Source organism: Pseudarthrobacter sp. Y6 (assembly GCF_050156205.1).
GTDB lineage: Bacteria > Actinomycetota > Actinomycetes > Actinomycetales > Micrococcaceae > Arthrobacter.
The window spans coordinates 3,812,141-3,838,363 of the sequence record NZ_CP189574.1; the positions used below are offsets into that span (position 1 = coordinate 3,812,141).

The following is a 26,223-nucleotide window of genomic DNA, read 5'->3' on the forward strand; positions in this document are numbered from 1 at the left end:
AAAGGACTTACGAACATGGCTATCACTGTCACTGACCACCTGCCGGTGGACCGCGCCGAAGAGATCCTCTCCCCCAAAGCCCTGGCATTCCTGGAGGGGCTGCACCAGCGCTTCGCCGGCACGCGCAATGAGCTGCTCGAGGCCCGCCAGGCCAAGCGCGACGGCGTCGCCCGCACCAGCCGCCTGGACTTCCTCCCCGAGACCCAGCAAATCCGCGACGGCGACTGGAAGGTCGCCGAGGCGCCCGCCGCGCTGCAGGACCGCCGCGTCGAGATGACCGGCCCGGCCACCCCGGCCAAGATGGCCATCAACGCCCTGAACTCCGGCGCCAAGGTCTGGCTCGCGGACCTTGAGGACGCCAGCACCCCCACGTGGGCCAACGTCATCGACGCCATCCTGAACCTGCGGGACGCCGCCACGGGCAGCCTGAGTTACACCTCGCCCGAAGGCAAGGAATACAAGCTCCGCACGGACGCTCCGCTCGCCGTTGTGGTGGCCCGTCCGCGCGGCTGGCACCTGCCGGAAAAGCACCTACTGATCGACGGCGAACCCGCCGTAGGTGCGCTGGTTGACTTCGGCCTGCACTTCTTCCACGTGGCCAAGCAGCTGGTGCTCAACGGTCAGGGCCCGTACTACTACCTGCCCAAGATGGAGTCTCACCTTGAGGCGCGCCTCTGGAACGATGTGTTCGTCTTTGCGCAGGACTTCCTGGGCCTTGGACAGGGCACCATCCGCGCCACCGTGCTGATCGAGACCATCCCGGCCGCGTTCGAAATGGACGAGATCCTCTACGAACTGCGCGACCACGCGTCCGGCCTGAACGCCGGCCGCTGGGACTACCTCTTCAGCATCATCAAGTACTTCCGCGACGCCGGCGAGGAATTTGTGCTCCCGGACCGCGCCTCGGTGGCCATGACGGCTCCGTTCATGCGCGCCTACACGGAGCTCCTCGTCAAGACGTGCCACCGCCGAGGCGCCTTCGCCATGGGCGGCATGGCTGCTGTCATCCCCAACCGGCGCCACCCCGAGGTCACCGAGGCCGCCTTCGCCAAGGTCCGCGCGGACAAAACCCGTGAGGCCAACGACGGGTTCGACGGTTCATGGGTGGCCCACCCGGACCTGGTCCCCACCTGCCGCGAGGTGTTCGACGCCGTGCTCGGCGAGCGCCGCAACCAGCTGGACAAGCAGCGCCCCGAAGTTTCGGTCACGGCGGACCAGCTGCTGGACATCGCCTCGGCTGACGGCCAGGTCACCGAAGGCGGGCTGCGCCTGAACCTGTATGTCGCCGTCGCCTATACCGCCGTATGGCTCTCCGGCAACGGCGCGGTGGCCATCCACAACCTCATGGAGGACGCCGCCACCGCCGAGATCTCCCGCTCACAGGTATGGCAGCAGATCCGCAACAAATCCGTCCTCGCGGACACCGGAAACACGGTCACCCGCGAACTGGTGGAGCGAATCCTGGGCGAGGAAACGGAACGGCTCCGGACGGAAGTCGGAGACGAGGCGTTCCGCCGGTACTACGAGCCGGCCAGCAAGCTGATCGGTGAGATCTGCCTGTCCGAGAACTACACGGATTTCCTCACCACCCCGGCCTACGAACTGGTGGGCTGAGGCATGGCGGTCACCCCCACGCCGTCGCTCTCTGCGGCGGACCTCGCCGCCATCGACACACAGCTGGCCGCCACTGACCAGCTGCTGGAACGCAATTACCCGGGCGACGACGGCACCCGCCAGCCCGTGCACACCGTGTACGTGCCGGCGGACCGTTTCACGCCGTCGTTCGCTGCTGAGTGGGGCGCCCAGGCGCTCACGACGGCGGAGGCGCACGGCGGGCTCGAGAAGCTCGGCGCGCTGCTGGGCCAGGAGCGGGAGCTGGCTGCCGCCGTCGCCGCACGGGTTGCTGCCAAGCTGCGTACGGAACCGATCGAGGACCTGCGCCTCGATTTCGAGGATGGCTTCGGCGACCGCGGCGATGAAGCGGAGGACGTGGCAGCGGTCGCGGCGGCCAACGCGGTAGCCGCGGCAGTTGCCGCCGGCACCGCGCCGCCGTTCATCGGCATCCGGTTCAAGTGCTTCGAGGCGCCCACCCGGGCCCGCGGCCTGAAGACACTCGACCTGTTCGTCTCCACGCTCGCGCAGGCCGGCGAACTTCCTGCCGGGCTCATCCTGACCCTGCCCAAGGTCACCACCGTGGCCCAGGTCCAGGCGATGGACTTCGCCGTGTCCCGGCTGGAGGAAGCCCACGGGCTTCCGGCCGGCCGGCTCCGGTTCGAGGTGCAGGTGGAAACGCCGCAGCTGATCCTCGGACCGGAAGGCACTTCCCCTGTGGCGCAGCTGCCGCACGTGGTTCCGGGACGCATCAGCGCCCTGCACTACGGCACGTACGACTACTCCGCGTCGCTGCAGATCTCGGCCGAGTACCAGTCCATGGAGCACCCGGTGGCGGACTTTGCCAAGGAGGTCATGCAGCTGGCCGTCGCCGGCACGGGTATCCGGCTCTCCGACGGTTCCACGAACATCATCCCGGTGGGCGACGCCGTCGAAGATGCCTGGAAGCTGCACGGACGCCTCGTCCGCCGCTCGCTGGAGCGTGGCTACTACCAGGGCTGGGACCTGCACGCCGCCCAGCTGCCCAGCCGTTTCGCCGCAACTTACGCGTTCTACCGCGAGGGCCTCCCGGCCGCCGCGGCACGCCTGCGCACCTACGTGGAACGAGGCGATGCAGATGGCACGGAAGGCGGGGTCATGGATGAGCCCGCCACCGCCCGGGCCCTGGCCGCCTTCGTCCTGCGCGGCGTCCAGTGCGGCGCCGTGGGGACCGAAGAGGTCCAGGCGCTTGCCGGCGTCGAACTTTCCCAGCTGACCGCACTGGCGCACCCACGGCTGGCACACTCCACTTCAAAGTAAGGATCCAATGATGGGCAAGTATTACTACCCCCAGGGCGGGCTGCCGCCGCAGACCCACCTCACCACAGAGCGGGCCATCGTCACGGAGGCCTACACGGTCATTCCCAAGGGCGTCATGACCGACATCGTGACCAGCACCCTGCCGGGTTTCTCCAACACCCGCTCCTGGATCCTGGCCCGCCCGATCTCCGGGTTTGCCACCACGTTCTCGCAGCTGATCGTGGAGATCGGCCCCGGCGGCGGTGCCCCCAGGGCCGAGTTCGAGGCAGGCGTCGAGGGCGTCGTCTTCGTCACCAAGGGCAAGGTCAACCTGACCCTAGACGGCGAACTGCACCAGCTGGAGGAAGGCGGCTACGCCTACCTGGCTGCCGGTGCCACCTGGGGCCTGGAGAACGTCTCGGATGACATTGTCTCCTTCCAATGGATCCGCAAGGCCTACGAGCGGCTTGAGGGTTACGAGGCAAAGTCCTTCGTCACCAGTGATGCCGAGGTGGAACCCACCGCGATGCCGGATACCGACGGGGCCTGGAAGACCACTCGCTTCACGGATTCCAGCGACCTGGCCCACGACATGCAGGTGAACATTGTGACGTTCCAGCCGGGCGGGGTCATCCCGTTCCCGGAAACCCACGTCATGGAGCACGGCCTGTACGTCCTGGAGGGCAAGGCCATGTACCTGCTCAACAACGACTGGGTTGAGGTGGAGGCCGGCGACTTCATGTGGCTGCGCGCCTTCTGCCCGCAGGCCTGCTACGCGGGTGGCCCGGGCGAGTTCCGCTACCTGCTCTACAAGGACATGAACCGCCAGATCCGCCTGACCTAGGCTGCTGCTTACCGGCTGGCTCTTACCGGCTGGCCGCCGAAATCGCTGGAACCATGTCCGGGTCGCTGCAAATTTGCGGCGACCCGGACACTGTTCCGGCGATTTGGCGTTAAGGTCTGGCATCCCGGTGCTGCCAGCCGATCCGGTACCCGGCCGCAAAGGCCAAGAGAAGCAGTCCCGCCGCCGCGACTCAGTCCCCCATGCGATTCCATGCGCGCCAGCCTACCGCTGCCCGCCGTCGTGGGTGTGCCGCAGAGCGGGCTATTTCCGCTGCGGCCATGTTCACTGTGGCGCCGGCGCCCCTGACCCGGCCACTCCCCCGGTGACCCCAATTCCCACCCGGCGGAAGATAAACTCCCAATGGCCGGACTCGCCGTCGGCCGATTCCCTGACACTGCTCGGCAGCTTCGGCGCCGGAGTGCTGGCCACCGCGGAAACTCCGCGGGCAACAGAAGACACGGAGGCTTCCGGCGCGGCCAAGGTGCCCTGACTTCCTGCCGCTCAACCAATACGAGATCACTGGTGGGCCAGGGGATCGTGCGTCACATCCTGCGGTGAGCCTGCGTGACAAGACCTGCCACCGGCACCCGTGGTAGTCGTCGTAGGTCCGGCCCGGGCTCTCCGGTGCGGACCCGACACGACCCGAAGGATGGAAATGCGCAGCGCCACAATAATGACCAGGAAGTCTTTGATAATTGGATCCGGCCTGGGGCTGCTGGCACTAATCACCGGCTGCAGCAGGTCCGCCGCCGGGGCCGCGGCACCCTCGCCGGCCGCCTCAGCAGCGCCCCACGCCTGGTCCTACGACGGCGCCGAGGGTCCCGAACACTGGGGCACCTTGAGCTCCGATTTCGGCTCCTGCCCCTCGGGCACCGCCCAGTCTCCGATCGACGTCGGCGGCGGTTCGGGCCTGTCGCCGGCGCCGCTCGCCCTAGCCTATGCCGCCTCGGAATGCGAGATGACGGACAACGGCCACACCACCGAACTGCGCGCCCTCACGGCCCAGGGCATCACGGTTGGCGGGAAGCCGTACGCCTTCAAGCAGATGCACTTCCACGCCCCGTCCGAGCACACGCTGGACGGCGTCCTGCACGAAGCCGAGTTCCATTTCGTCCACCAGGCCGACGACGGCGGGCTGGCCGTCGTCGGAATCCTCGCCACTGTGGGGGCTACCAATGCGCCGTGGGCCCCGTTCACGGACGGTGTGCCTGCCGCAGCCGGTGGGCAGAAGGTGGCGGCCGGCGTCGTGGACTTCCCGGCGCTCTTCCCGGCATCGCTGGATCATTTCACGTATGACGGGAGCCTGACCACGCCGCCCTGCTCGGAAGGTGTGCGCTGGCTGCTCCTCGAAACCCCCATCGAGCTGGGAGCACTACAGCTCGCCACACTGCGCGCGGCGCACGCGGGCAACAGCCGGCCGGTCCAGCCGCTCAACGGCAGGGACGTCGTCGTGGGCGATCAGTAAAGTCGCCGCAGGCCACGCGCCGCTTCCGTGGTCAGACTGTGGCCGGGTCCGTGTTGGCGCCGCAGAGAATCACGGCCACGCGTTCCCCGTCCGCCGGGACGTAGGCGCCGGAGTGCAGGGCGGCGAATGCCGTCGCCGCGCCGTGTTCCACGATGATGCGGTACTGCTCCCACAGCAGGGAGCGGGCGGCCACGATGTCCTCGTCGGAGACCAGCACAGCGCGGACGCCGGTACGGACGGCCACTTCGAAGCCGATCCGGCCGATCTGCCGGGCCCCCAGGGAGTCCGCGGCGATGCCGGAGACGGCCACGTCCACGGGGGTTCCGGCCGCGAGCGCGGCGTGGAGGGTGGGCGTGGATTCGGACTCGACGCCCACCACCTTGGCCCGGCCCTCCACGGCGGCTGCGACACCCGCCATGAGCCCGCCGCCGCCCACGGCCACCACCACGGTGTTTACGTCACCCAGCTGCTCCAGCAGCTCGGTCCCGATGGTGCCGGCGCCGGCGGCGATCTCCGGCTGGTCGTACGCATGGCAGTAGACCGCGCCCGTTTCGGCGGCGAAGGCCATCGCGGCGTCGTACGCCTCGGAGTATTCGGCACCGCGCTGAACCACGTTGGCGCCGATGGCCCAGAGCTTCTTGACCTTCACGGCCGGGGCCGTCTCGGGCACGAACACGGTGGCGGGGACGCCGACTTCCGTGGCGGCGTAGGCGTTGGCGAGGCCGGCGTTGCCGCCGGAGGCCACCACGATGCCCACATCGTCCTTCAGTTCGCCGCGCTCCCGGCAGGCCAGGACCCGATTGAACGCGCCCCGGGCCTTGAAGGTGCCGGTGTGCTGCATGAACTCGCACTTGAGCCACACCTCGCCGCGGAACGTGCCGCGGTCTGCCGCCAGCACGGGCGTGACGCGGATCCTCCCGGCAATCCGGGCGGCGGCTTCGTCGACGTCGGTGCGTGTGATCATGGGGAAATCCTCGTTCCAGGGTGGGGCTGGGTTTAACGTTCAGGCTATCGCCCGCGTGGGCGGGCCTTTACACACCGTACGACGGCGGCACTTCGGTGCCGCCGTCGTCTTCCGTCCCAGCGGCTCGGCCGAACGCCTTGGCCGCCCGTCGCAGGGCGTAAAGCACGAAATATCCCCACGAGCGCCGGTGTTGCCCCGGATATGACAACCATCGGAATCATCGGAGCAGGACACATCGGCAGCCAGGTCGCCCGCAAAGCGGTCGAACTCGGCTACGACGTAGTGATCAGCAATTCCCGCGGCCCGGAAACGCTGGCCGCACTCCTGGCGGAACTGGGACCCCGTGCCCGGGCCGCGACGCCGGCCGAAGCGGCAGCGGCCGGCGATTTCGCCGTCGTGACCGTCCCGTTCAGGAGCCTCAGCAGCGTCCCCGTGGAGCCGCTCGGGGGGAAGGTCGTGATCGATACCGGCAACTACTACTGGGAGCGCGACGGCCACAACCCGGCCCTCGACGCCGGCGAAGCCACCTTCTCCGGGCTGGTGCAGGAACACCTGCCCACGTCCAAGGTGGCGAAGGGATTCAACCACATCCGGTACAGCGAGATCACCACGGACGGCACCCCCGCCGGCACGCCGAACCGCCGTGCCCTGGCCACCGCGAGCGATTACCCCGAGGCCAGCGAGCTCGTGACGAAGCTGTATGACGAGTTCGGCTTCGACACGGTGAACATCGGCCCGCTCTCCGAGAGCTGGCGCGCGGAGCGGGACCGTCCGGCATATGTAGTGCGGCAGAACGTTGCCGAACTCAGCGAGAACCTGGCCAAGGCGCCGCGGACCATCTGACGGTTGTGGGCAGTGCCGGCCTGCGGCAATTATTCCAATTGCGGCTGTGGGCCGGCACCCGAACTACGTCAAAATCCGTGATGCCGTGGGGGCCATTTGTTTCTACAATTTAAGTGGCGGCAGTTGCAGCAATCAGCTGCACGGGCCGCGCCACAAGGAGGACCGCAATGGGTTTGGGTGACAGGATCCACAATGCCGCGGAGAGGCTGCACGGCAAGGGAAAGAAGGCCGCCGGCGAGGTCAGCGGCAACGACCGCATGAGGGCCGAAGGAAAGGCCCGCGCAGTTCGGGCCGACCTCAAGCAAGCCGGCGAAAAGATCCGGCACGCCTTCAAACGGCACTAAATTCGGTTAATCGAACGGGCGGGCTCTGCCAGGAGCCGCCCGTTTTTTCTGTGGCCCGCCAGCGACTACCCCGAGGCCGAGCTCGGGGCGTTGCTGGAGTGACCAGATTTCCGTTTGTTATGACGCCCGACAACGCATTGGCTGACTCGAAAAACCTGTCAAAAAGGGTAGCCATGGTGCTAGCGTCCGCGCCAAGCGCAGGCGCAGGCGCAGGCGCAGGCGCAGGCGCAGGCGCAGGCGCAGGCGCAGGCGCAGGCGCAGGCGCAGGCGCAGGCGCAGGCGCAGGATTGAACTACCGGATCACAACAAATCAGACTGAATCCGGAGTCAAGCCCCCCGTTACATTTATTGGGTCCCTGAAGGCCGGGGACATGGTCGCTGGACCCGGTATGACTTTCTCGCCCTGTCATTGATGATCCGGGGGGTGTCGCCGGGTTCGGAGACACTTGCTGACCGCTGATAGGGACACGGCCGGACCAATGCGTCCAGGTCTCTTCGTAACGTGGGTGCCGGCATCAGGTGTCGTCACTGGCGGCCATCTGGTTGGGTGCAAAGGAGCGCCGGTATGGGGGTCCGAGGTTGGTACGAAAATTCACGCTAAGCGGTCATGCGGCGTCGCCTGCGCGTTTGATGGCACGGTAGACGGTTGAACGCGCTACCGCGAAGAGTTCGGCAAGTTCCACCGTCGTGTGCGTCGCTGCCCGGTGAACGGAGACCAGGTGTTCTTCCTGTTTTTTCGAGAGCTTGGGCTGCTTCCCACGGAGGCGGCCCTTCGCCTTGGCGACCGCCACGCCCTCCCGGGTCCGTGCGCGGATCAGGTCGGCTTCGAATTCCGCGACCATGGCCAGGACGTTAAAGAGGAGCCAGCCTACGGGATCGGTGGGGTCGTGGACGGAGCCTCCGATGCTCAGCTTGACTTCGCGACGGGTGAGTTCGTCGACAATGTCCTTTGCATCGCGCAGCGATCGGGCCAGTCGGTCGAGTTTGGTCACGACCAGGGTATCCCCGGCCCGGCAGGCGGCCAGAGCTTGTCTGAGTCCGGGCCGTGCCCGGTTGGCACCGGTCAGGCCCTGATCTGTGAACGTCTTCCCCGGCGTCCCCCAAGAGCGACCAAGGCATTCTTCTGTGCGGTGAGGTGTTGGTCGTTAGTGGATACGCGGGCGTATCCGATGAGGAGTCCGGTCATGGCGTTGAATGTACCGTTTGTCCCCCCCGGATTCTGTCGGTCGAAGCAACGCCTGTATTAGGGGCTTGTGGCTATGTATCGACATTTGGATTCGCCTGAGGGCGCACGGTTTCTTGCTCTGATTCGTGAGGGAAAGGGTCTCAAACCGTCAGCCCGCGCAGCGCGGGTGTCGGGAAGGAAACAGGTTACCGATGGCTGTGCGAAACGTTCCTGCAATTGCGCGTCTCGGGTCTTGACAGCGGGGCCGCCCAGGCAAGGCTTGGATTCTCCTCTTCTCGAGTGATCGAGTGGGAGCGCAAATTCCAGCAGGACGACGGACGCCATCACTTCCAGGTCGGGGCGGAGGTGGAGGCAGCGTTCTGGGCCTCATACCGGGAAGGCGCCGGCCTCGCGAAAGCAACGCAGGGTGCGGGAGTAAGCCGGGCGACCGGATACCGCTGGCTCTACAAGCGCTTCACTTTATTGCGGGAATCGAATGGGCCGGCGAGGGTCCGGAAGGAGCTGCGGCTGCTGCCGGGCACGGCCGCCGCATGGGAGAAAAGATGGAAGACGGAACTGGCCGTCGCGAAGGAGCGTCTCGACCAGGCTCATCGTGCCGGAATCCAGGACACCCGGCTGTTCGCCGCACGGGCGGCCCAGACGGTCTCCCCAGCGAAGGCTCGTCGTGATCTGGCGGGGACACGTTACTGGGACCTGGTGAATGCCGGATCCAGCAACGCTGAGGCCTGCAGGATGTTGGGTATGAGCAGACGCGCCGGCACGAACCTTAGGAACCAACGGGCTGAGCAGAGCCATATAAGGGTTCCCGTTCAAGGGTCCGGACGGTACCTGTCCCTGCTGGAACGGATTCAGATCGCTGACCTGCTCCGGCTGGACTGCTCACTGCGGCGCATCGGGCGTGAACTCGGACGCTGCCCTTCAACGATCAAAAGGGAATTGGACCGTCACCGCGACGGCCACGGCCGGTACTCTCCGCACGCTGCCGATCACAGCGCCAGCCAGCAGCGGCGCCGGCCACGGGATCGGAAGCTTAGACGGAACCGGCGACTTCGCGCGATCGTGCAGCGCAAGCTCAATCGCCACTGGTCGCCCGAGCAGATCTGCGGCTGGCTCGCACTGCAATTCCCCTTCGAACCGCGCCTTCAATTGAGTCCTGAGACCATCTACCGGGCATTGCTCTTCAACGATGACGGCGGTTTAGATAAGAAATACTGTCCCCGGCTGCGCACCGGACGGAAAATCCGCAGACACCGCTGGCGGACCGGTTCCGGTCACGGCGCAGTGGTCCGGAACATGACCATGATCAGCCAGCGCCCACCAGCCATTGAGACCAAGACGGAAGCTGGCCATTGGGAAGGCGATCTCATCGTCGGGCCCGGCTCGACCTCGGCCATGGTGACGCTGCGGGAACGCAAGACCCAATACGGAATCATCATCAATCTGCCGATCGACCACACAGCGGCCCGGACCAACGCTGCCATCACCGCCGCCTTCGCTTCCCTCCCACCGCACCTAAAGCAGACTCTCACCTGGGACCAAGGCGTAGAGATGGCCCGACACCAAGAGCTCGCCGCAGCGACAGGCATCCAAATCTACTTCGCAGAACGCTCCAGCCCCTGGCAGCGGGGAGCCAACGAGAACTTCAACGGGCTGGCACGCCAGTACTTCCGCAAGGGCACCGACCTGTCAAAACACACCCATGAATATGTCAAGAGCGTCTGCAACGAGCTAAACACCAGACCCCGCAAGACCCTCGGTTAACTCACGCCCAAGGCACTGTTCCAGGCCGAAAAAAGCACCATGCCTGCCACCTCCGGATACACTCAAAAGCAGCCGGCTGAACTGCCGGACTCACTCGAACGTTGCGTCGATCCTTAGAATCCGCCCCCCCATCACCGGGCATTTTCTCGGGCGGGCCTTACGGGAATGTCCGCCGTGAGTTCAGCCAGACTGAAGTCCCATTCCGTGGAACCCACGGCTTTTTTCGGGATGAAATGCGAGAACCGGCGCGGTTCAGATTTCGCCATTGCGCATGGGGCCGTTGAGGGTGATTGACCTTCCGGGCTTAACCGCCGTGTTCGAGCTGGGCTTAGGTGATGGCTTGGGCGAAAGCGGTGTATCTGCTCGCGGTGGTGTGGCCTATGTTGAAGATCAGGGCGAGGTGCAGGGGGTCGGGCCCGGTGCTGAGCGCTTCGTGAAGGATCCGATCATTGCGGATGCGGTCGATTCCTACACCGTCTGGCAGCAGCTGGTCTGTGATGTACGTCTGGCTGACGGAGCCGACGCCGTGGGCGGTGCCGCGGGAGATGAGCAGATGCGGGTTGGGTGTGTTCGGCCAGGTGCTGCGGCGGTGTTCGGTCCAGACTTTCAAGGCCCGATGGGCCAGTGGCCCGAGAGGCTGGGCGACGCCGCGGAGGGTGATGCGCCGGTTGGGGAGGTCGACGTCGTCGAGGATGAGACCGCGGATGGTCGTGGCGTCGGCGGCGTGGACGGCCGCCAGGGCGACGACGAGCCGCTGCGCGGGGGTGGTGACGCGGGTTTCGATCGCACGGATCTCGGCGTCGGTCATCGGCAGCAGGCTGCGCTCACCGCCGGGATTGGTCAGGCGGGCTGTGGGATTGGTGAAGACGACCCGCCGTCGGGCGGCGAAGCGGAACAGTGAGCGCAGCGCGGTGATCGTGTTGCTGCGCGGCCATCCGCGCAATTGCTCGATTGCGGTCGCGATGTCCGTGGAGGTAATCTCGCGCAAGTGTCCGCGGCTGGCTGACCACTGCTCCAGCAGCGGTCTGACGGAGCCGAAGTAGCTGTAGACCGTTCGCGGCGATCGTGGCCGGCTGCGGGTGTCGCCGTCGAGGAGCACGAGCAGCCAGGCACGGACATCGGAGGCGAACGCGGCCGGCAGTTCATTGGTGCGGCGGTGGATCCAGGAACGGATCGCCGGCTCGGTGTCATCATCGAGCAACCCTGCGGCAGCGAGCACTTCGGCGATTCGGACACCGCGGCCTCGCTCGGACGCGCGGTTCCTGACCTCGGTGAGCGGGACAGTGTCGCCCGGAGCCCGGTCGTTGAGCAGCAGTGTCAGGCCGTCCAGCACGTAAAGGAAGGTCGCAGGTGACCAGCCGTGGGCCTGGCCGACCTGTTCGGCGCGGGCAGCCGCGAGGCGCAGGGCCGGCTTCTCGGAGCCGAGCGCCGGGTGACGCCATCTCGGGGGCGGCGGGGTTCCGGTCTGGCACCGGATCTCCGAGGCTCGTTTCCGGCAGTTAGGTCTGCAGTAGAGCCGGTCTCGGCGGCCGTCGGTGAAGACGGAGCCGCAGCGGACGCAGATCACCGCGGGGGCAGCGACCGCCCGGTGCGGGCGCGCGGTTTGACTGCGTGGCCCTGGCCGACAGCGAGGGTGCGCTCGGTGCTCGCCGGCGTCGGCGCGGGCACCGAGTCGGCGTCGGGCAGGAGCAGATCCTCGACGCCGCAGCCGAGCACCGCGCAGATCACATCGAGCTCGTCGAGACGGACCGTGTTTGGCTGGCCGGACCACAGCCCTGACATCTTCCCGGCGCTGATCACGAGGCCGCGCTCGGCGAGCATCCGCTTGAGCTCGCTGGCCTTCCAGATTCCGCGATTTGCCGCGGCCAGCCGGAGATTCCACTTCATGAGGTCAATCCCTTCCAACGGTCGGTGGCGCGCTCGTGGCCGCGCAGCCAGGCCTCTTCAACGTGAGAACGGTGGACATGGACGTACCGGGCCGTCGTTCCGGTCCACGTATGGCCCAGCAGCTCCTGAATCGCGAACAGCGTCATCCCGGAACGGTAGAGCTGGGATGCGCAGTAATGCCGCAGCACATGCGGGGTGAGCTTGCCGGACCAGGCAGGCAGGTGCGCGTCCGTGGCTTCGGCCAGTGAGCGCCGGAACACGTCCGCGGTCGCACGAGCGCACGACCCATCGCCATTCTTGCGCTCGGACGGAAACAGTGGGGCACCAGGGCGAGCATCGTCGGCGTCGAAGTGGCCCCACACGTCCTCGATGAACCAACGCAGACTGCGGTCGGCGCCGTTGATCAGCGGTACCAGCCGAGGTTTGGGCCCCTTGCGACGCGAGCCCTTGCCGTGGCGGACGTTCAGCTTGCCGAACCGGCCCAATTCCCACCGCACGTCATCGAGGTCGAGCATGCGGGCCTCGTTGATCCGCAGCCCCACATCGGCAGCCAGCCGAGCCACCGCATAGTTGCGGGCAGCCGGACCGAACTTCCGGCAGGAGACCAATTCCTCCCGCCACCCGGCGAACAACCGGTCGATCTCGGGTTCGGTGGGCGGCACCCGCAACTGCGGGTCCGTTGAGGCACGCGGGCGGTTCATCTCATCCAACGGGCATTCGATGACACGTCCAGTAAGGCCGTGCAGCTCGACTTTGTGGCGGAGCTCGAGGAACTCGAAGAACACTGACAGCGCGCCCGCCCGACCGGTCCGAGTTGCTGGCCTGGCATCACGCAGTACCTTGCCGAAATAGGCATCGGCATCGGCAGGCTGCATCTCCCAAAGAGGCCGGCCGAACCAAGCCCTGATCAGCTCGAGATGGTTGGTGTCGTTGCGGATGGTGCTGTCGACCAATCCCGCCGAGGCACGAGCCAGCACGAACTCGGCGAGCAGGTCGGTCTCGAAGTCTGCGATTTCTTCTTCAGTCATCAACCGCTGATGTTCACGAAGATCACGCACAAGTGCCAGAGTCACGACTTGCCTCCTACTTCGAGTTCATCCTGAATGAAGCAATCACCTTCTAGACGAAATTCTGACACGCTTGGTGACAATCTTTCAGGAGGAGCCTCAGGTGAGTCCTGCCGGCATTAATAGCCCGAATCCGGGGCTATCGGGCCATGTATAGACGGCAGCCGGATCCAACGAACTCGTCGACTATTGCCCACGGCCCGCCGCGGAAACACGGCGATCGTTGTCATTTTCCGAAGGCGAGTGCACGAATGTCCGAAGTCCTGCTCACCGAGTGTTTTTGTCAACAGTGGTCATCACGGAAATTCAGGAGACCTCAGCACAATCCGCCGGTCCGTACCCGATAATCCTTGATTTCCTGCCGGTACGGAGAGGATCGTTGGACGTGGCCCGGTACGTGAGGTCGCGGCGTCGCCCGTAATTAAGTCCGCTGCACGAGTAGGGACTGGCATGGAACCGGAATCAACACCGATCAGTGGGCACGGTTTGCTGACCATGCCGGATGCGGTCTGGGAACTGGCACGCCGGCGGGCTGAAGTCATCGCGCCGTTGGCAGGGTTGAGCATCATCGGTAAACAGGCGGTCGACGAAGCGTCCAGGGAGCTGGGTATCTCCAGGCGGCATGTTTATCTGCTCATCAAACGCTACCGTGAGGGCAGCGGTGTGGTGACGGATGTTGCCCCCGGACACTCCAGCGGAGGCCAGGGCAAAGGCCGGTTGCCTGACCGCGTCGAGGCCGTGATTGACGAGCTGGTCCGTAAGCACTACCTGACGCGGCAAAAGCTTTCGCGGGCGGCGTTCTATCGCGAGGTCGTTCAGGCGTGCCGGACCCGTGAGCTTCCTGTGCCGGCGCTGAATACTGTCACTCGCAGGATCGCCCGGCTGCATCCGGTGGAGGTCAGGCGCAGCCGCGAGGGTAGGGACGCCGTCCGGCCGTTGCAGTCGGCCGGCGGGAACGTGCCGGCCATCGTGGCGCCGTTGGACCAGGTGCAGATTGACCACACCGTGATTGATCTGATCGTCGTCGATGACCGGGACCGGCAGCCCATCGGCAGGCCCTTCCTGACGGTTGCCATCGATGTTTACAGCCGGTGCCTGCTGGGAATGGTCGTGACCCTGGAGGCGCCGTCGTCGGTGTCGGTGGGCCTGTGCATCGCGAATATGGCCTGCGACAAGCGGCCCTGGCTGGAAACACTCGGCGTGGACGCGGCCTGGCCGATGAGCGGCAAACCCAAGGCATTGTTCCTGGACAACGCTTCGGAATTTAAGAGCGAAGCGTTGCGCCGCGGTTGCGAACAGCACGGCATCCAACTCAGCTACCGGCCACAAGGGCGTCCGCACTACGGCGGCATCGTGGAGCGCATCATCGGGACGGCGATGCAGCGGGTCCATGAACTGCCCGGGACGACCTTCTCCAACCCCGGCCAGCGGGGCGGTTACGATGCCGACAAAAGGTCCGCCCTGACCTTGACGGAGCTGGAACGCTGGCTGACATTGGCAGTGGCCGGCTACCACGGCAGCATCCACGGATCCCTGAACCAGACACCTGCCGGGCGCTGGCATGAAGGGGTGAGGGAGTTCGGAGCGCAGCCTGTCGTTGCGCACCCCGCGGCGTTTCTCGTCGATTTCCTGCCGGTCATCCGGCGCCGAATCACCCGCACCGGTTTCGTCATCGACCACGTCCACTACTTCGCGAACGTCCTCAAACCCTGGATCGCACGGCGGGACCGGGAGGACAAATTCATCATCCGACGGGACCCGCGGGACATCAGCAGGGTCTGGGTGCTGGAACCGGAGGGAACGGCCTATGTGGAAGTGCCGTACCGCACGATTTCCCATCCGGCGGTGACGTTGTGGGAACACCGGCAGGCGCTGGCGCGGCTGCGTCAGCAGGGACACGACCAGGTCAACGAGGAAGCACTGTTCCGCATGATCGATCAGATGCGTGAGATCACCACCACGGCGCAACGGGCAACCCGCAGATCACGCCGGGATCTGCAGCGGCGGCGCCACCTCCCTGCCTCCGGGACCGCGAAGACCCCGGCGGCGCCCCCGGATGAGATGCTTCCGCCCACGAATGACACCGCAGCAGCCCGTCCTTTTGACGAGGTCGAGCAGTGGTGAGCATCGATGACTACCCTCCGCCGGATCTCTCCCACCTCCAGCCCTGGGCCCAGGCCATGGCCCGCCTGCCGGCGGAGGAAAGGATCCGGCACATCCGGGCGGACCGCTGGATCGGCTACCCACGGGCCGTCCAGACCCTCACCCGGCTCGAAACACTCTATGACTGGCCCGGCAAACAACGCATGCCCAACCTCCTGCTGATCGGACCGACCAACAACGGCAAGTCCATGATCATCGAACGGTTCCGACGCCAGCACCCCCCACACTCCGCCGCGGACCAGGAACACATCCCCGTGCTGTGCGTCCAGATGCCCTCCGAACCGTCCATCCCGCGGTTCTACACGGCCGTGCTGGCCGCGCTCGGTGCGCCCACGGGACCGCGCCGGCGCGTAGCTGACCTGGAACAGCTCACCCTCGCCGTGCTGCGCCGCGTCGGCGTGCGGGTCCTGGTGATTGACGAACTGCATAATGTGCTGGCCGGCCGGGCCGATGTCCGGCGCGAATTCCTTAACCTGCTGCGTTTCCTGGGAAACGAGCTGCGTATCCCGCTGGTGGGGGTCGGCACCCGCGAGGCCTATCTGGCCATCCGTTCCGATGACCAGCTCGAAAACCGGTTTGAGCCCATGACGTTGCCCTTGTGGGAGACCAATGCAGACCTCTCGTCCCTACTGGCCAGCTTCTCCTCCTCCTTCCCGTTGCGCATGCACTCGAATCTGGCGGCCGAGGACATGGCCCGCTACCTCCTGACCCGCAGTGAGGGAACCATCGGGGAGCTCGCATCGCTCCTGACGGAAGCGGCAGTTGCGGCGGTGGACAGCGGCGAGGAATCCATCAACCACCGGACGCTGACCCTCGCCGGCTACGACGGTCCCAGCGTCCGGCGCCGGAAGTTCGAACGCGAACTCAGATGAGACCCCCGGAACGCTGGCCCCTGCACCCGGCACCTGCAGAAACGGAATCGCTGTCCTCCTGGCTGCGGCGGATCGCCACCAGTTACGGCCTGCACTCGTACGAGCTGCTCGAACACGGACTCGGCCACCGGGAACTCAGCGACCCCGAGCTGGATCTGGACCCGCCGACGCACCTGCTCGAAGAGCTCGCCAGGCGCACCGGTCTTGACCAACACCGCGTAGACGCCATGACCATGGCCGGATGGGTGCCTTGGCTCTTCGACAGCCTCGTCCCTGCCCCCGGCGCCTACGAAACCTATGTGCACCAGCTCTCGGTGCTCCTGCCGCCCAATCGGCGCAATATCTACGCCCCGCGGACGTGGCTGCCTTGGCTCCCGGGCACCGGTGCGCGGCGGGGATGCCCGGACTGCCTGGAATCAATCCCGACGGTACTGCTCTTCTGGCAACTGCCGGTCATGGCCAGCTGCCCGGTACACGGGCGCCGGCTCGAAACCTACGAAGGGCGTCCGGCGGACTACATTCTCTGGACCACCCCCGCCCACGACCAGCGGGCGCTTCCGGAGTCGTTGTCCCTCATGGACCGGCGCACCTGGCAGGCGATAACGACCGGTTCCGTTGACCTGCCCCGCTATCCGGTTCACGCCGGCATCTGGTTCCGGCTGCTGCGTACCCTCCTGCACGAACTCACCACAGCCCAGGGACGATATGGCCGGCAACTGGACGACGTGCGTCGTGTCTGGGAACACTGCGGGCACCCGTTCCGGGCCGGCCTCTTTTCGTGGCAACCGTTCGAGACCCTAAACTGGACCGTCCAGCAGCAGCTGCTCGAAGCAGCAGCCGCCGCGATGGAACTGATCGAAGCCGGCTCACTGACAGCCCTGGGAACCGCCGCGCACCTCCTGCGCCCCGAACCAAACCCCCCGATCAGCGACGGAACCCGGCCTGGCCGACCGACAGCCACCGCCGACGCGCAGAAGAGGCCGACTCTGGATGAGCTCTGGAAGCAGACAGTGGATTCACTGGACGCCGCCATTGCGGCAGCCAAAGCAGACCCGGTCGTCGCGAAGCAGCTCTTCGACTTCGCGCGATACGGGTGCCGAAGTGAAGAATCCGTGCGCGGTGTCCGGGAAACCTTCGCCGAGCTTCAGATACCCCTCGACTTTCTGTCCCACATTGATGATCAGCGCCCCTTTGCCTGACATAGAATAAATAACGCGTTAAGTGACATATTCTGATTCCAGCCACATTTGGAATCACGCTGTCACTTAAACGAACGTATAGATGACAAGGGGGTCCAGCCGTGTTGATCGGCTACATGCGGGTATCGAAGGCGGACGGATCGCAAAGCACAGACCTGCAGCGCGATGCGCTCCTGGCAGCCGGGGTCGATCCGTTGAACCTCTATGAGGACCACGCGTCGGGTAAGAAGGACGATCGCCCGCAACTTGCTGCTTGCCTGAAGGGCATGCGCGACGGGGACACCTTGTTGGTGTGGAAGCTGGACCGGTTGGGTCGAGACTTGCGCCATCTGGTGAACACCGTCCACAACCTCACCGAGCGCGGCATCGGGCTCAAGGTTCTCACCGGGGAGGGCGCAGCCATCGACACGACCACGGCCTCGGGCAAGCTGGTGTTCGGGATCTTCGCCGCCCTGGCCGAGTTCGAACGCGCCCTGATTTCCGAACGCACCATCGCCGGCTTGGCCTCGGCCCGCGCCCGCGGACGCACCGGCGGCCGGCCATACAAGATGACTCCGGCAAAGGTCAGGTTGGCCATGGCCGCGATGGGACAAAAAGAAACGAAGGTCGGCGCCCTGTGCGCCGAACTTGGCATCACTCGCCAAACGCTTTACCGTCACGTCTCACCCACAGGTGAACTGCGCACCGACGGGCAGAAGCTCCTGAACACCAAATAGTGGCCGCGAAGCTGACTTCTGAAACCCGTGCAGATGACTTCGGAAAATAACAGGTATGTCCGGGATGCCACGGAAGGCGAGGCCTGCCGGTGTTTCCAGCTGGCCTCGCCCCGTTTCTTGCTGTGGCTGCGCCGAAGCCCCGGGCAGCGTGAGCGCGGGTGGTAGTTTATGTGCCGACGGCGACCTGTTCGGCCTGCTGGAAGAACTTCATGGCCATGAAGCCGTGAGCGTAGCTGCCCCCGGCGCGCAGCGCGGCGGAGATCATCGTAGTCTCGGCGATTTCTGCTTCCGTCGCCCCGGCCTCGTGGGCGGCCTTGACGTGTGCCTCGATGCAGTACGCGCACTGGGTTGTCAGGGCCACGGCTACGGCCATCAGTTCGGCGTACTTCGGTGGGATCGTATTGTTGGCGCCCCGCATGACCTCCTTGTCCCAGGCCATGAAGGTCTTGAATGATTCCGGGGCTCCGCGGCGGATATTGCGGGCGAATTGGTGATCGGTATGTTCGTGGTAAGACATATTTTTCCTTGATCGGCGGTTCGGTCGTCCTGATGTCCGGCGGGCTCGGGGAGACAAGGTGACTCTGGCGGGGTGCCGGCTTCACCCTCTCGGGAGGGTGGGCGGTCGGGACCGGTCCCGACGGGCGGGCCGGGCTAGTTGCGTCCGGCCATGACGCCGCCGTCGGCGTCCCATACCGCTCCGGTGACCCACGCTGCGCGGGTAGATAGGAGGAAAGCGGTGATTTCGGCGATGTCCTCGGGGGTGCCGACGCGGCCGATGGGGTGGAAGGAGTCGAAGCCGGAGACGGCCTCGTGGACTTCTTCCTTGGGGATGAATCCCTCGTAGATGGGGGTGCGCACGACGGCCGGGGCGATCGCGTTTACCCGGATCTTGTGGGATGCCAGCTCCAGGCCGAGGTGTTGGGTGAGGGAATGCAGGCCCGCCTTCGCCATGGAGTATGCGCTCGAGGGGGTGGCGGCGATGGCCTGGTGTGCCCACATCGAACCAATGTTCACGATCGCGCCGCCCGCTCCGGCGGCGACCATGTTGGCCGCGACGGTTTGGGTGATGAAGTAGGTGGCTCGGTTCAGTTCGTGGTAGCTGTCGTAGTCCGCGGCGGTGTGCTCCAGGAACGGCTTGGGCACGAACACGCCTGCGGCGTTCACCAGCAGTGTCGCGTCGGCGTGCTCACGGACGAGCTGCTGGCGGAGCGCCTCTACGGCGGTGGTGTCGTTCAGGTCGGCGGCGATCGCGTGCACTGCGAGGTCGTGATGAGCCAGGGATTCCTTGGCGGCAGCGAGCTTCTGCTCGTTGCGGCCCACGATGACCACCTCGGCGACGGAGGCGGCGACCCGGTCCGCGATGGCCAGGCCCATTCCGCTGGTGCCGCCCACGACGATGAGCTTTTGTCCGGCGAAGTCCTCGTTCAATGGATTCGTGTTCAGTGCATTCATGGTCGTTCTCCTCATTCGGGGATGGTCAGCGGATGCTGCCACAACCCAACGTTATGGCCCTGGCCGGGGTCAGCGGTAGGGTCGGACGACGAATGAGGATATAACCAACGTGAATGTCTAGGGGCTGTTTTCGAGCCGGTCGGCCAGGATGGCGAGGTCATGCGCCAGCAGGGAATCGGGGTCCCAGACGGCCTCGTAGAAGATCTCCAGCTCTTGGCCTCCATCGAAGATCGGGCGGTGCTTCGCATCGGGGCTGACGAGCTTGGAGCGCGGGACGATTGCCGATCCGAGTCCCAGGTTCGCCCATTCTTCCAGCACGCGGTAGCTGGAGGGCTCACCCGGGTAGGCACGCAGGGGCAGGTGGTGCGATTGGAACAACCCGTGGGTGAAGGTGGTGAGTCCGCACGTGTCGGGCACGAGGATGAGTTGGGTGTCGCCGATCGCTTTCACCTCGATTGGGTCCCCGTTTGTGGGCGTCGACTCGACGAGCACCATCGGCTCGGAATCGATGATCCGGTGTTCGTAGCGGTGCATCGGGGCCACAGAGGGGATGAGGATCAGGTCCAGTTCCCCCTGAGCGAGCCCTTCGCGCAGCTCGTCCATGTTGGCCTCGCGCAGCACCAGCTTACGGGGGGTGGGCAGCGCGGACAGGCAGCACACCGCGCTGTAGGCGCTGGCGACGAGTTTGGGGTTGATCAGGGGCGAGACGCCCATGCGGATAGTCTCGTCCCCCGGGGCGTTCCAGCGCTTCGCCTCGGCCGCGACGCCGTCCAGTGCCGCAAGGGCCTGCTTCACGAGGGGCAGGATGTGGGTGCCAAAGGGTGTTGGGGTAACCCCGCGTGGCGAACGCTTGAACATCGGTTCCCCAAGCCGTTCCTCCAGCTTGGCGATGCCGTTGGACAGGGCCGGCTGGGTCACCCCGTACGCCCTTGCTGCGGCGCTGAACGAATGGGTTTCGGCGACCGATTGCGCGTAGCGCAATCCTTCGAGGCTTAATCGTTCAGTCATAGCGTTATCTTATAGCTTCATTCACGTCCGGTGTCTACCAGGGCCCCCATGCGCCTCCTAGACTCGAACGTGAAAATCCCGATTTTCCATAGGCCGCCTGTATAGAAACTGGCGGAGAGCGGAGCCACCTTTATGCCCACGACTTTTGTTGCGATGCGCGTCAACACCCCTGACGCGCCGCTGGTTCCCGTGCGCCACGAGGTACCAGCACCCGATCGCGGGTGGGTGCGTGTGAGCGTGTCTGCGAGCGGTGTGTGCAACGCCGACATTTCCACGTCGAAAGCGCACGGCGGCGCGCACCTGCCCGTCACTCCGGGGCACGAGGTCGCCGGCCACATCGCCGAACTCGGTGAGGGCATCGAGGGGTGGGCTGTCGGCGACCGGGTTGTGGTCGGCTGGTTTGGGGGCAGTTGCGGACATTGCGACTTTTGCCGGCGCGGGGACGTGGTCCACTGCGCGGAGCGCAAGGTCCCGGGGTTGTCCTACCCCGGGGGATGGGCCGAATCCGTTACGGTTCCGGTGGACGCCCTCGTCCGCATCCCCGATGGACTGGACCTGTTTGACGCCGCTCCTATGGGATGCGCCGGTGTGACAACATTCAATGCCATCCGCCACGCGCACTTGCCTGCAGGCAGTACGGTGGCGGTGTTCGGGCTCGGCGGGCTCGGGCATCTGGCCGTGCAGTTCGCCGCGAAAATGGGCCACCACGTCATTGCCATCGCCCGCGGTCCCGAGCGGGAAATCCTTGCCCGAGACCTCGGGGCCCGGTCCTACATCGACAGCACCTCCACCGCACCCGGCGCGGCGCTCAAGGCCAGGGGCGGCGCCGACTTGATCATCAGCACCGTCTCCACCACCAAACCCGTCGCCGAACTGACCACCGGCCTGCGGGTACAGGGACGCCTCACCCTCATCGGTGTCGACGGCGGATCGATCGAGGTCCCCGCGGCCCAACTCGTCATGAACTCCCAGATCATCACCGGACACCTCACCGGCAGTGCGCTGGACACCGAGGAAACCATGCGATTCGCCGCCGCCAACGGCATCCGGCCCATGATCGAACGGATGCCCCTGGAACAGGCAAGGGAAGCCGTTGAGCGCATTGCGGCAGGCAAGCCCCGATTCCGCATCGTCCTCGACGCCACCGAGAACCGATGAAGCACGAGAACCTCCCGCACTGCAACGTGATCATCGCCGGAGCCGGCATCGCGGGCCTCGTCGCTGCCGACGCCCTCACCCGGGCGGGCAAGACCGTCATGGTTTTCGAGGCCCGCGACAGGATCGGCGGTCGCGCCCACAGCATTCACACCCCCGGCGGCACGATCGAGCTCGGAGCCACCTGGTTCTGGGCCAATGAACCGCTCGTGCAGTCCCTTGCCGACGAGCTGGGCATCGACAGCTTCGCGCAGCACCGAGAAGGCGATGCGCTCTTCGACCCCGACGGCCGGCAGATGCAAAGGCTCGACGGGAACCCCATCGATGCTCCCTCCGCCCGCTTCGTCCCCGGCGCGCAGGAACTCCCCCGGCGACTGGCCGACCGGCTTCCCTACGGAACCCTCCGGCTCTCGGACCCCGTGACCGCTATCGCGCTCACCGGAGACGGCGTTCGCGTGGAGGCAGGCAGCGGAAGCCTGGCTGCCGACCATGTCGTCATCGCCGTTCCGCCACCCCTGGCCGTCGACCAGATCAGCTTCACGCCGCCCTTGCCCACCGCGGTCCAGCAGAGCGCGGAAGCCATGGCCGTGTGGATGGGCGGCACTGTGAAAGCGGTCGCGGTCTATGATGACGCCTTCTGGCGCGCCGAAGGACTGTCCGGATCGGCCATCAGCTACCACGGACCCTTCCGCGAGTTCCACGACCACGGTGGTCCCGGGACATCATTAGCCGCGCTGTTCGCCTTCGCGCCCGCCGAGCAGTTCACAGGTGCCGACACCCCCGCAATCGAAAGGGCGTTCCGTGAGCAACTGGGCAAGATGTTCGGTTCCGCCGCGACCACGCCATGTGAAGTCCACATCATCGACTGGAGCCGAGAGACCTTCACCACCCCGCAGATTCCCGCAGCGAACGCCTCCACCGGCAGCTACGGAGCCCCGGCACTCCAACACCCCGTCGAAGGGCACATCCACTGGGCCTCGACCGAAACCGACACGCAGTATGCCGGCCACCTCGAAGGAGCCATCCGCGCCGGGATGCAGGCAGCACGTAGGATCCTGGCCAGTACGACCACAGACTAAGAACACGCAGCGGGCCGCTGCGTGGCTACAGTAGACCCGGACCAGCAGGGGCGCGAACATGCCCGGATGCCATGCCTGGAAAATGACTCGATGTGCCGATGCGATCAGGCGTCCAGCGGCGAATGGAGAACCTCGTCCTTTTATCGCCGCAATTCATTTCAAGGTTCTTGGCGCGCGAGTGTCGCGGAGGGCTATCCCTGCGGTGCGGGGCTATTTTTACCTGTGATCACCGTCCCGTGGATGGTGCCCCTTGTGGTGCGTGAAATGGCAACGCAGACGACTTTGGATATCCAGTGCAGTCGCCTTCGGAAAACGACACCCCCGAGTTGTTGCGCACCGCCGTACGTGGCGTCGGCTCAGACGCCTGAGCGACCGGCAGTCGCGGCTGGGTGCCTCGACGGCCGGCAGAACTTTGCTCCGAGCGGACGAGGGCCATGTTGGCCGTCGGAAATTCTTGGTCATGTCGCTGGACGATCACCGGGGCATTTATTAGAGTCTCTAACTACGGAAACCGGCAGGGGCGCGCACAGCGCCCGGGGAGGAGGAGCGCATCACCGCTGACCAACACCAGAGATCACCTGTCCAACCCGCCGAAAGCCCCTCCCAAGGGGCTTTCCCTATTTGTCCGCCAGAAATGAAACGGCCACAGGCCGCCTGTCCCAACACTCCCGCTCTCGCCTCACTGTCATGGGAGCGTTAGGTCTGGGAAGGGCCAGCACCTGAAGGTGGGACAGTCTTTGCCGACCATGGCAGTTCATGAGATCGCCAGCGGCGGGCTATGAGTGCAGAGGACTCCTGACATTCCGTGCAATCGCCTTCTGAAAATGACAGAATGTCCAAAGCCGTCTGCACAGCCCGCCCGTTGGGGGATCGGCTTGCGGACGCGGGCGCGAGACGAAGCGATCACAGAGCGCCGCCACATAGCGATCAGATCCGGACATCTCTACTCCTCGATTCGAGGCTCTCCCGAATTATTTGTTGCGACGACCAATGCAGTTCCGCATTCTCAGTTCCTGAATACATGGCACTCGCCCTCCATGGGTGCGCGATAGCCTTAGGGAGTAGCCAGGGAGGGAGCGGGGACGCTTGCAACTGAACGTCTACATCTCAAACGCCTCGGACGGGCACTTCCTGCTCAAGGCAGTTGAGATGCCCGAACTGACTGCCCGCGCCAGCAGGATGGACAATATACCTGACGCGGTACGCGCCGCCGCCGCGGCGCTCACCGGCCTCGCGCCAGGTGATTTCGAGATCACAATAGACTATTAACCGCACACCACTCCCACTCACCAGCCTGCAGCCCTCCCCACAGCCTGGCGGCACTAAAAGCGCTCTGACCATCACAAACGCAGGTAAGCGGCATGTAGATTCGTCAGGAAGTGCCGTAGCATGCTCATGGCGGTACGGGGGCAGGGCAGCGCCTTTAACAGCGGACGCTCGGGCATCACAGTTGGGGGATTCAGTGGAACGGACCGAAGTTGAAGGCGGAAAAGGGACCGTAGCCTTTCGGGACGATGGGATCATCCACCTGCTCTGGGACTCGAAAGTAAAAATCGAAGCTACAGACGCGCACGCGGCAATGGCGACCGTAAATATCATCGCGGACGGAGCCGAGTACCCATTGTTGGTCGACATGACGGCCACCGCCTCTCTCAGCCGGCAAGCACGCTCCGTTTTCGGCATCCGATGTGCCGCTTCGCGCATCGGTCTGCTCGGCAGCAGCCCTGTTGACCGGATACTCGCCAACTGGTCCATGGGCTTGCAAAACCTTCCATGCCCAACACGCTTCTTCAATTCCCGGACTGAAGCCATCAACTGGCTACTTCTTCCCGAGCCCACGTCCCGCTCCTGATCCGGGAGCGCCCGGTGGAGGATCCCCCAACGGGCGGGCTGTGCAGACGGCTTTGGACATTCTGTGCAGTCGACTCCGGAAACTGACAATCGTGATCCGAAAATTTTGAGTGGCGCTCGCGCCGTTGGAGGGACCGGCTTACGGGCAGTCCCCAAAGCTTCGCCCGCGCTGCTTGCTCATTGCACAACAGTCTTCTGTTTGGAAATGGGAGGATATTTACGTGATGAAGAACCTCAAGCCGCGCCGGCCGGACGTTGGAGACGTTGAGCTTGTCGGGGATATCGAGAACCGCCAGCTCGGCCTGAAGCACTACGACGCTCGGTGGCCCAGCATGTACCTCGATCACCAGCGCCGGATTCGCGATGCGCTATCGGCAACAGAGGTTGAAATTGAACACATTGGGTCGACTTCAGTTCCTGGGCTGGCAGCGAAACCAATCATCGACATCGTTGTCACAGTTCACGACATCACCGCGGAGGAGGACTATCTCGATGTACTGGTGGCGGCAGGTTACGAGCTCAGGGTTCGCGAGCCGGGGCACCGCATGGTGCGCACGCCAGCACGCGACCTGCATGTGCACATTCTCGAGCGACGCGATCCTGCCGTTGATGACTACCTTCTGCTCCGCGACCACTTACGCACCAATGCAGATGACCGCACTCTCTACGAAGGCACCAATGGGGCTTGTATCTCTTAAGTACCCCCTGTTGAGGTGGGTGGCTGTCGGTTTACGGTGGCCTTGGGAGGGGCCGGGGTGGTTCCGGTTTTCGGCTGGGCGTCATGGCCCGTGAAAGAGATCGTCGCCCCCGGCCTGTCTTCCAAGCAGACCCGATTGAGGGAATTGGTGGCCGGAAGGAAACGGTGCGCAGCACCGGTTTCCGTCCGGGCAGGCACCGGATGACTTACAAGCGCGGGAACCGTATCCGACGCTTCCTCAGCAGTTGCGGGCATGTGAGGGAGGTCGCCGCCCGGCGCTGGAAGCAACGCATGACGGTTCTCCCAAGAGGTGGACTACCCGGCCTGGTGACTCGGCTGGTGGACCGGCAACGACGGGTTGTTCCATCGCACGTATTCGATGCGAAAGGGAGAACCATCATGCAGATCAGGATAAACCCGCGGGGATCGTGCGGGCAGTGGCAGGTATCGATGCGGCCATCACAGCACGGCATCACATCGCGGTGCGGGAGTTTTTCGACGACGGAACAGAACATCTGAGCCGCTTCACTGTCGACCCAACCCTTGCCGGGCTGGAGAGACTCTCACAGCGGCTGGCCGCAGTACCGGCGCCGCTGACAGCGGTCGTGGAACCGACATCCATGATCTGGCTGGCGCTGACCCTCGCGGTCGAACGGGCCGGCGGGCAGATGGAAATGATCGGCGCCCGGCACTCCTCACGGCTGCGCGCGGCCATCATGGGCAAAAACAAGTCCGACGTCATCGACTCCGAAGTACTCACCCACGCCGGGGAGATCTTCGA

At 65.2% G+C, this 26,223-nt stretch carries 24 protein-coding genes and 2 pseudogenes; 18 read left to right on the top strand and 8 right to left on the bottom strand.

Annotated elements, in window-relative coordinates:
* Positions 1–15: 15 nt before the first annotated feature.
* The 5 genes from aceB (at position 16) to ACQCSW_RS18365 (ending at position 5,198) form a co-directional block, all read left to right on the top strand.
* On the top strand, positions 16–1,614 hold the full coding sequence (gene aceB, locus ACQCSW_RS18345) for a malate synthase A (RefSeq protein WP_426988177.1): 1,599 nt from the start codon (positions 16–18) through the stop codon (positions 1,612–1,614).
* Positions 1,615–1,617: 3 nt separating this feature from the next.
* Positions 1,618–2,910, top strand: coding sequence for a DUF6986 family protein (locus ACQCSW_RS18350; protein ID WP_426988179.1), 1,293 nt, complete (start codon positions 1,618–1,620; stop codon positions 2,908–2,910).
* Positions 2,911–2,920: 10 nt separating this feature from the next.
* Entirely contained in the window at positions 2,921–3,733 is an 813-nt protein-coding gene (locus ACQCSW_RS18355; RefSeq protein WP_426990733.1) for a bifunctional allantoicase/(S)-ureidoglycine aminohydrolase, read from the top strand.
* A gap of 322 nt (positions 3,734–4,055) precedes the next feature.
* Entirely contained in the window at positions 4,056–4,223 is a 168-nt protein-coding gene (locus ACQCSW_RS18360; RefSeq protein WP_426988181.1) for a hypothetical protein, read from the top strand.
* Positions 4,224–4,421: 198 nt separating this feature from the next.
* Positions 4,422–5,198 (top strand): carbonic anhydrase, encoded by a 777-nt coding sequence (locus ACQCSW_RS18365; RefSeq protein ID WP_426988183.1) that lies wholly within the window; start codon positions 4,422–4,424, stop codon positions 5,196–5,198.
* A 31-nt stretch (positions 5,199–5,229) separates the two neighbouring features.
* Here the strand turns inward: ACQCSW_RS18365 and ACQCSW_RS18370 are convergent, their stop codons facing one another.
* The gene (locus ACQCSW_RS18370; protein ID WP_426988185.1) at positions 5,230–6,162 is read right to left on the bottom strand and encodes a threonine/serine dehydratase; all 933 of its coding nucleotides are present in this window, start codon (positions 6,160–6,162) and stop codon (positions 5,230–5,232) included.
* Positions 6,163–6,363: 201 nt separating this feature from the next.
* Here ACQCSW_RS18370 and ACQCSW_RS18375 point away from each other — a divergent pair, with 201 nt between their 5' ends.
* Positions 6,364–7,005: an NADPH-dependent F420 reductase gene (locus ACQCSW_RS18375; RefSeq protein ID WP_426988187.1), complete on the top strand. Its 642-nt coding sequence runs from the start codon at positions 6,364–6,366 to the stop codon at positions 7,003–7,005.
* 167 nt (positions 7,006–7,172) lie between these two features.
* Positions 7,173–7,349, top strand: coding sequence for a CsbD family protein (locus tag ACQCSW_RS18380; RefSeq protein ID WP_056340807.1), 177 nt, complete (start codon positions 7,173–7,175; stop codon positions 7,347–7,349).
* Positions 7,350–7,954: 605 nt separating this feature from the next.
* Here the strand turns inward: ACQCSW_RS18380 and ACQCSW_RS18385 are convergent.
* Positions 7,955–8,535, bottom strand: a pseudogene (locus ACQCSW_RS18385) (recombinase family protein).
* A 279-nt stretch (positions 8,536–8,814) separates the two neighbouring features.
* On the opposite strand from ACQCSW_RS18385, the gene ACQCSW_RS18390 reads away from it, so the two are divergent.
* On the top strand, positions 8,815–10,296 hold the full coding sequence (locus tag ACQCSW_RS18390) for an IS30 family transposase (protein WP_426988189.1): 1,482 nt from the start codon (positions 8,815–8,817) through the stop codon (positions 10,294–10,296).
* A 328-nt stretch (positions 10,297–10,624) separates the two neighbouring features.
* Here ACQCSW_RS18390 and ACQCSW_RS18395 read toward each other — a convergent pair whose 3' ends face one another.
* From ACQCSW_RS18395 to ACQCSW_RS18405, 3 genes are read right to left on the bottom strand one after another with little or no spacing between them, the layout of a single operon-like run.
* The gene (locus ACQCSW_RS18395; RefSeq protein WP_426988191.1) at positions 10,625–11,863 is read right to left on the bottom strand and encodes a hypothetical protein; all 1,239 of its coding nucleotides are present in this window, start codon (positions 11,861–11,863) and stop codon (positions 10,625–10,627) included.
* Positions 11,860–12,183: a helix-turn-helix domain-containing protein gene (locus tag ACQCSW_RS18400; RefSeq protein WP_426988193.1), complete on the bottom strand. Its 324-nt coding sequence runs from the start codon at positions 12,181–12,183 to the stop codon at positions 11,860–11,862. Before ACQCSW_RS18400 ends, ACQCSW_RS18395 begins: the two co-directional genes overlap by 4 nt.
* On the bottom strand, positions 12,180–13,256 hold the full coding sequence (locus ACQCSW_RS18405) for a tyrosine-type recombinase/integrase (protein ID WP_137324329.1): 1,077 nt from the start codon (positions 13,254–13,256) through the stop codon (positions 12,180–12,182). Before ACQCSW_RS18405 ends, ACQCSW_RS18400 begins: the two co-directional genes overlap by 4 nt.
* 444 nt (positions 13,257–13,700) lie before the next feature.
* Here ACQCSW_RS18405 and ACQCSW_RS18410 point away from each other — a divergent pair, with 444 nt between their 5' ends.
* The 4 genes from ACQCSW_RS18410 (at position 13,701) to ACQCSW_RS18425 (ending at position 18,200) form a co-directional block, all read left to right on the top strand.
* On the top strand, positions 13,701–15,374 hold the full coding sequence (locus ACQCSW_RS18410) for a Mu transposase C-terminal domain-containing protein (protein WP_426988196.1): 1,674 nt from the start codon (positions 13,701–13,703) through the stop codon (positions 15,372–15,374).
* Entirely contained in the window at positions 15,371–16,285 is a 915-nt protein-coding gene (locus tag ACQCSW_RS18415) for a TniB family NTP-binding protein (RefSeq protein WP_426988198.1), read from the top strand. The genes ACQCSW_RS18410 and ACQCSW_RS18415 overlap by 4 nt, the downstream gene beginning before the upstream one ends.
* Positions 16,282–17,484: a TniQ family protein gene (locus ACQCSW_RS18420; protein WP_426988200.1), complete on the top strand. Its 1,203-nt coding sequence runs from the start codon at positions 16,282–16,284 to the stop codon at positions 17,482–17,484. Before ACQCSW_RS18415 ends, ACQCSW_RS18420 begins: the two co-directional genes overlap by 4 nt.
* Before the next feature lie 101 nt (positions 17,485–17,585).
* Entirely contained in the window at positions 17,586–18,200 is a 615-nt protein-coding gene (locus tag ACQCSW_RS18425) for a recombinase family protein (protein WP_426988202.1), read from the top strand.
* 166 nt (positions 18,201–18,366) lie between these two features.
* Here the strand turns inward: ACQCSW_RS18425 and ACQCSW_RS18430 are convergent, their stop codons facing one another.
* The 3 genes from ACQCSW_RS18430 to ACQCSW_RS18440 form a co-directional block, all read right to left on the bottom strand.
* A complete protein-coding gene (locus ACQCSW_RS18430) occupies positions 18,367–18,717 on the bottom strand; it encodes a carboxymuconolactone decarboxylase family protein (RefSeq protein ID WP_426988204.1) in 351 nt (116 codons plus the stop codon).
* Between the two features lie 134 nt (positions 18,718–18,851).
* On the bottom strand, positions 18,852–19,652 hold the full coding sequence (locus ACQCSW_RS18435; RefSeq protein ID WP_426988206.1) for an SDR family NAD(P)-dependent oxidoreductase: 801 nt from the start codon (positions 19,650–19,652) through the stop codon (positions 18,852–18,854).
* 117 nt (positions 19,653–19,769) lie between these two features.
* Complete coding sequence (locus ACQCSW_RS18440) at positions 19,770–20,660, bottom strand: LysR family transcriptional regulator (protein ID WP_426988208.1); 891 nt, start codon at positions 20,658–20,660, stop codon at positions 19,770–19,772.
* 132 nt (positions 20,661–20,792) lie between these two features.
* Here ACQCSW_RS18440 and ACQCSW_RS18445 point away from each other — a divergent pair, with 132 nt between their 5' ends.
* From ACQCSW_RS18445 to ACQCSW_RS18470, 6 genes and pseudogenes are all read left to right on the top strand, one after another.
* Positions 20,793–21,818, top strand: a complete 1,026-nt coding sequence (locus ACQCSW_RS18445) for an alcohol dehydrogenase catalytic domain-containing protein (protein ID WP_426988210.1) — start codon at positions 20,793–20,795, stop codon at positions 21,816–21,818.
* A complete protein-coding gene (locus ACQCSW_RS18450; RefSeq protein WP_426988212.1) occupies positions 21,815–22,894 on the top strand; it encodes a flavin monoamine oxidase family protein in 1,080 nt (359 codons plus the stop codon). Before ACQCSW_RS18445 ends, ACQCSW_RS18450 begins: the two co-directional genes overlap by 4 nt.
* Before the next feature lie 1,086 nt (positions 22,895–23,980).
* Positions 23,981–24,163 carry a hypothetical protein gene (locus tag ACQCSW_RS18455; RefSeq protein ID WP_426988214.1) on the top strand — a complete coding sequence of 61 codons (183 nt, stop codon included), beginning with the start codon at positions 23,981–23,983 and terminating at the stop codon, positions 24,161–24,163.
* A 193-nt stretch (positions 24,164–24,356) separates the two neighbouring features.
* Positions 24,357–24,746, top strand: coding sequence for an STAS/SEC14 domain-containing protein (locus ACQCSW_RS18460; RefSeq protein WP_426988216.1), 390 nt, complete (start codon positions 24,357–24,359; stop codon positions 24,744–24,746).
* 223 nt (positions 24,747–24,969) lie between these two features.
* A complete protein-coding gene (locus ACQCSW_RS18465; protein ID WP_426990734.1) occupies positions 24,970–25,443 on the top strand; it encodes a GrpB family protein in 474 nt (157 codons plus the stop codon).
* Positions 25,444–25,879: 436 nt separating this feature from the next.
* Positions 25,880–26,197: pseudogene (locus ACQCSW_RS18470) on the top strand (IS110 family transposase); the annotation flags it as partial.
* Positions 26,198–26,223: the final 26 nt, after the last annotated feature.

What these genes read in the sequence shown, in the direction of transcription:
- ACQCSW_RS18450 (WP_426988212.1), top strand. Translation starts at nt 21,815, where the DNA reads ATGAAGCACGAGAACCTCCCGCACTGCAACGTGATCATCGCCGGAGCC.
- ACQCSW_RS18380 (WP_056340807.1), top strand. Translation starts at nt 7,173, where the DNA reads ATGGGTTTGGGTGACAGGATCCACAATGCCGCGGAGAGGCTGCACGGC.
- ACQCSW_RS18350 (WP_426988179.1), top strand. Translation starts at nt 1,618, where the DNA reads ATGGCGGTCACCCCCACGCCGTCGCTCTCTGCGGCGGACCTCGCCGCC.
- ACQCSW_RS18430 (WP_426988204.1), bottom strand. Translation starts at nt 18,717, where the DNA reads ATGTCTTACCACGAACATACCGATCACCAATTCGCCCGCAATATCCGC.
- ACQCSW_RS18355 (WP_426990733.1), top strand. Translation starts at nt 2,921, where the DNA reads ATGGGCAAGTATTACTACCCCCAGGGCGGGCTGCCGCCGCAGACCCAC.
- ACQCSW_RS18440 (WP_426988208.1), bottom strand. Translation starts at nt 20,660, where the DNA reads ATGACTGAACGATTAAGCCTCGAAGGATTGCGCTACGCGCAATCGGTC.
- ACQCSW_RS18375 (WP_426988187.1), top strand. Translation starts at nt 6,364, where the DNA reads ATGACAACCATCGGAATCATCGGAGCAGGACACATCGGCAGCCAGGTC.
- ACQCSW_RS18420 (WP_426988200.1), top strand. Translation starts at nt 16,282, where the DNA reads ATGAGACCCCCGGAACGCTGGCCCCTGCACCCGGCACCTGCAGAAACG.
- ACQCSW_RS18400 (WP_426988193.1), bottom strand. Translation starts at nt 12,183, where the DNA reads ATGAAGTGGAATCTCCGGCTGGCCGCGGCAAATCGCGGAATCTGGAAG.
- ACQCSW_RS18435 (WP_426988206.1), bottom strand. Translation starts at nt 19,652, where the DNA reads ATGAATGCACTGAACACGAATCCATTGAACGAGGACTTCGCCGGACAA.
- ACQCSW_RS18465 (WP_426990734.1), top strand. Translation starts at nt 24,970, where the DNA reads ATGAAGAACCTCAAGCCGCGCCGGCCGGACGTTGGAGACGTTGAGCTT.
- ACQCSW_RS18445 (WP_426988210.1), top strand. Translation starts at nt 20,793, where the DNA reads ATGCCCACGACTTTTGTTGCGATGCGCGTCAACACCCCTGACGCGCCG.
- aceB (WP_426988177.1), top strand. Translation starts at nt 16, where the DNA reads ATGGCTATCACTGTCACTGACCACCTGCCGGTGGACCGCGCCGAAGAG.
- ACQCSW_RS18370 (WP_426988185.1), bottom strand. Translation starts at nt 6,162, where the DNA reads ATGATCACACGCACCGACGTCGACGAAGCCGCCGCCCGGATTGCCGGG.
- ACQCSW_RS18410 (WP_426988196.1), top strand. Translation starts at nt 13,701, where the DNA reads ATGGAACCGGAATCAACACCGATCAGTGGGCACGGTTTGCTGACCATG.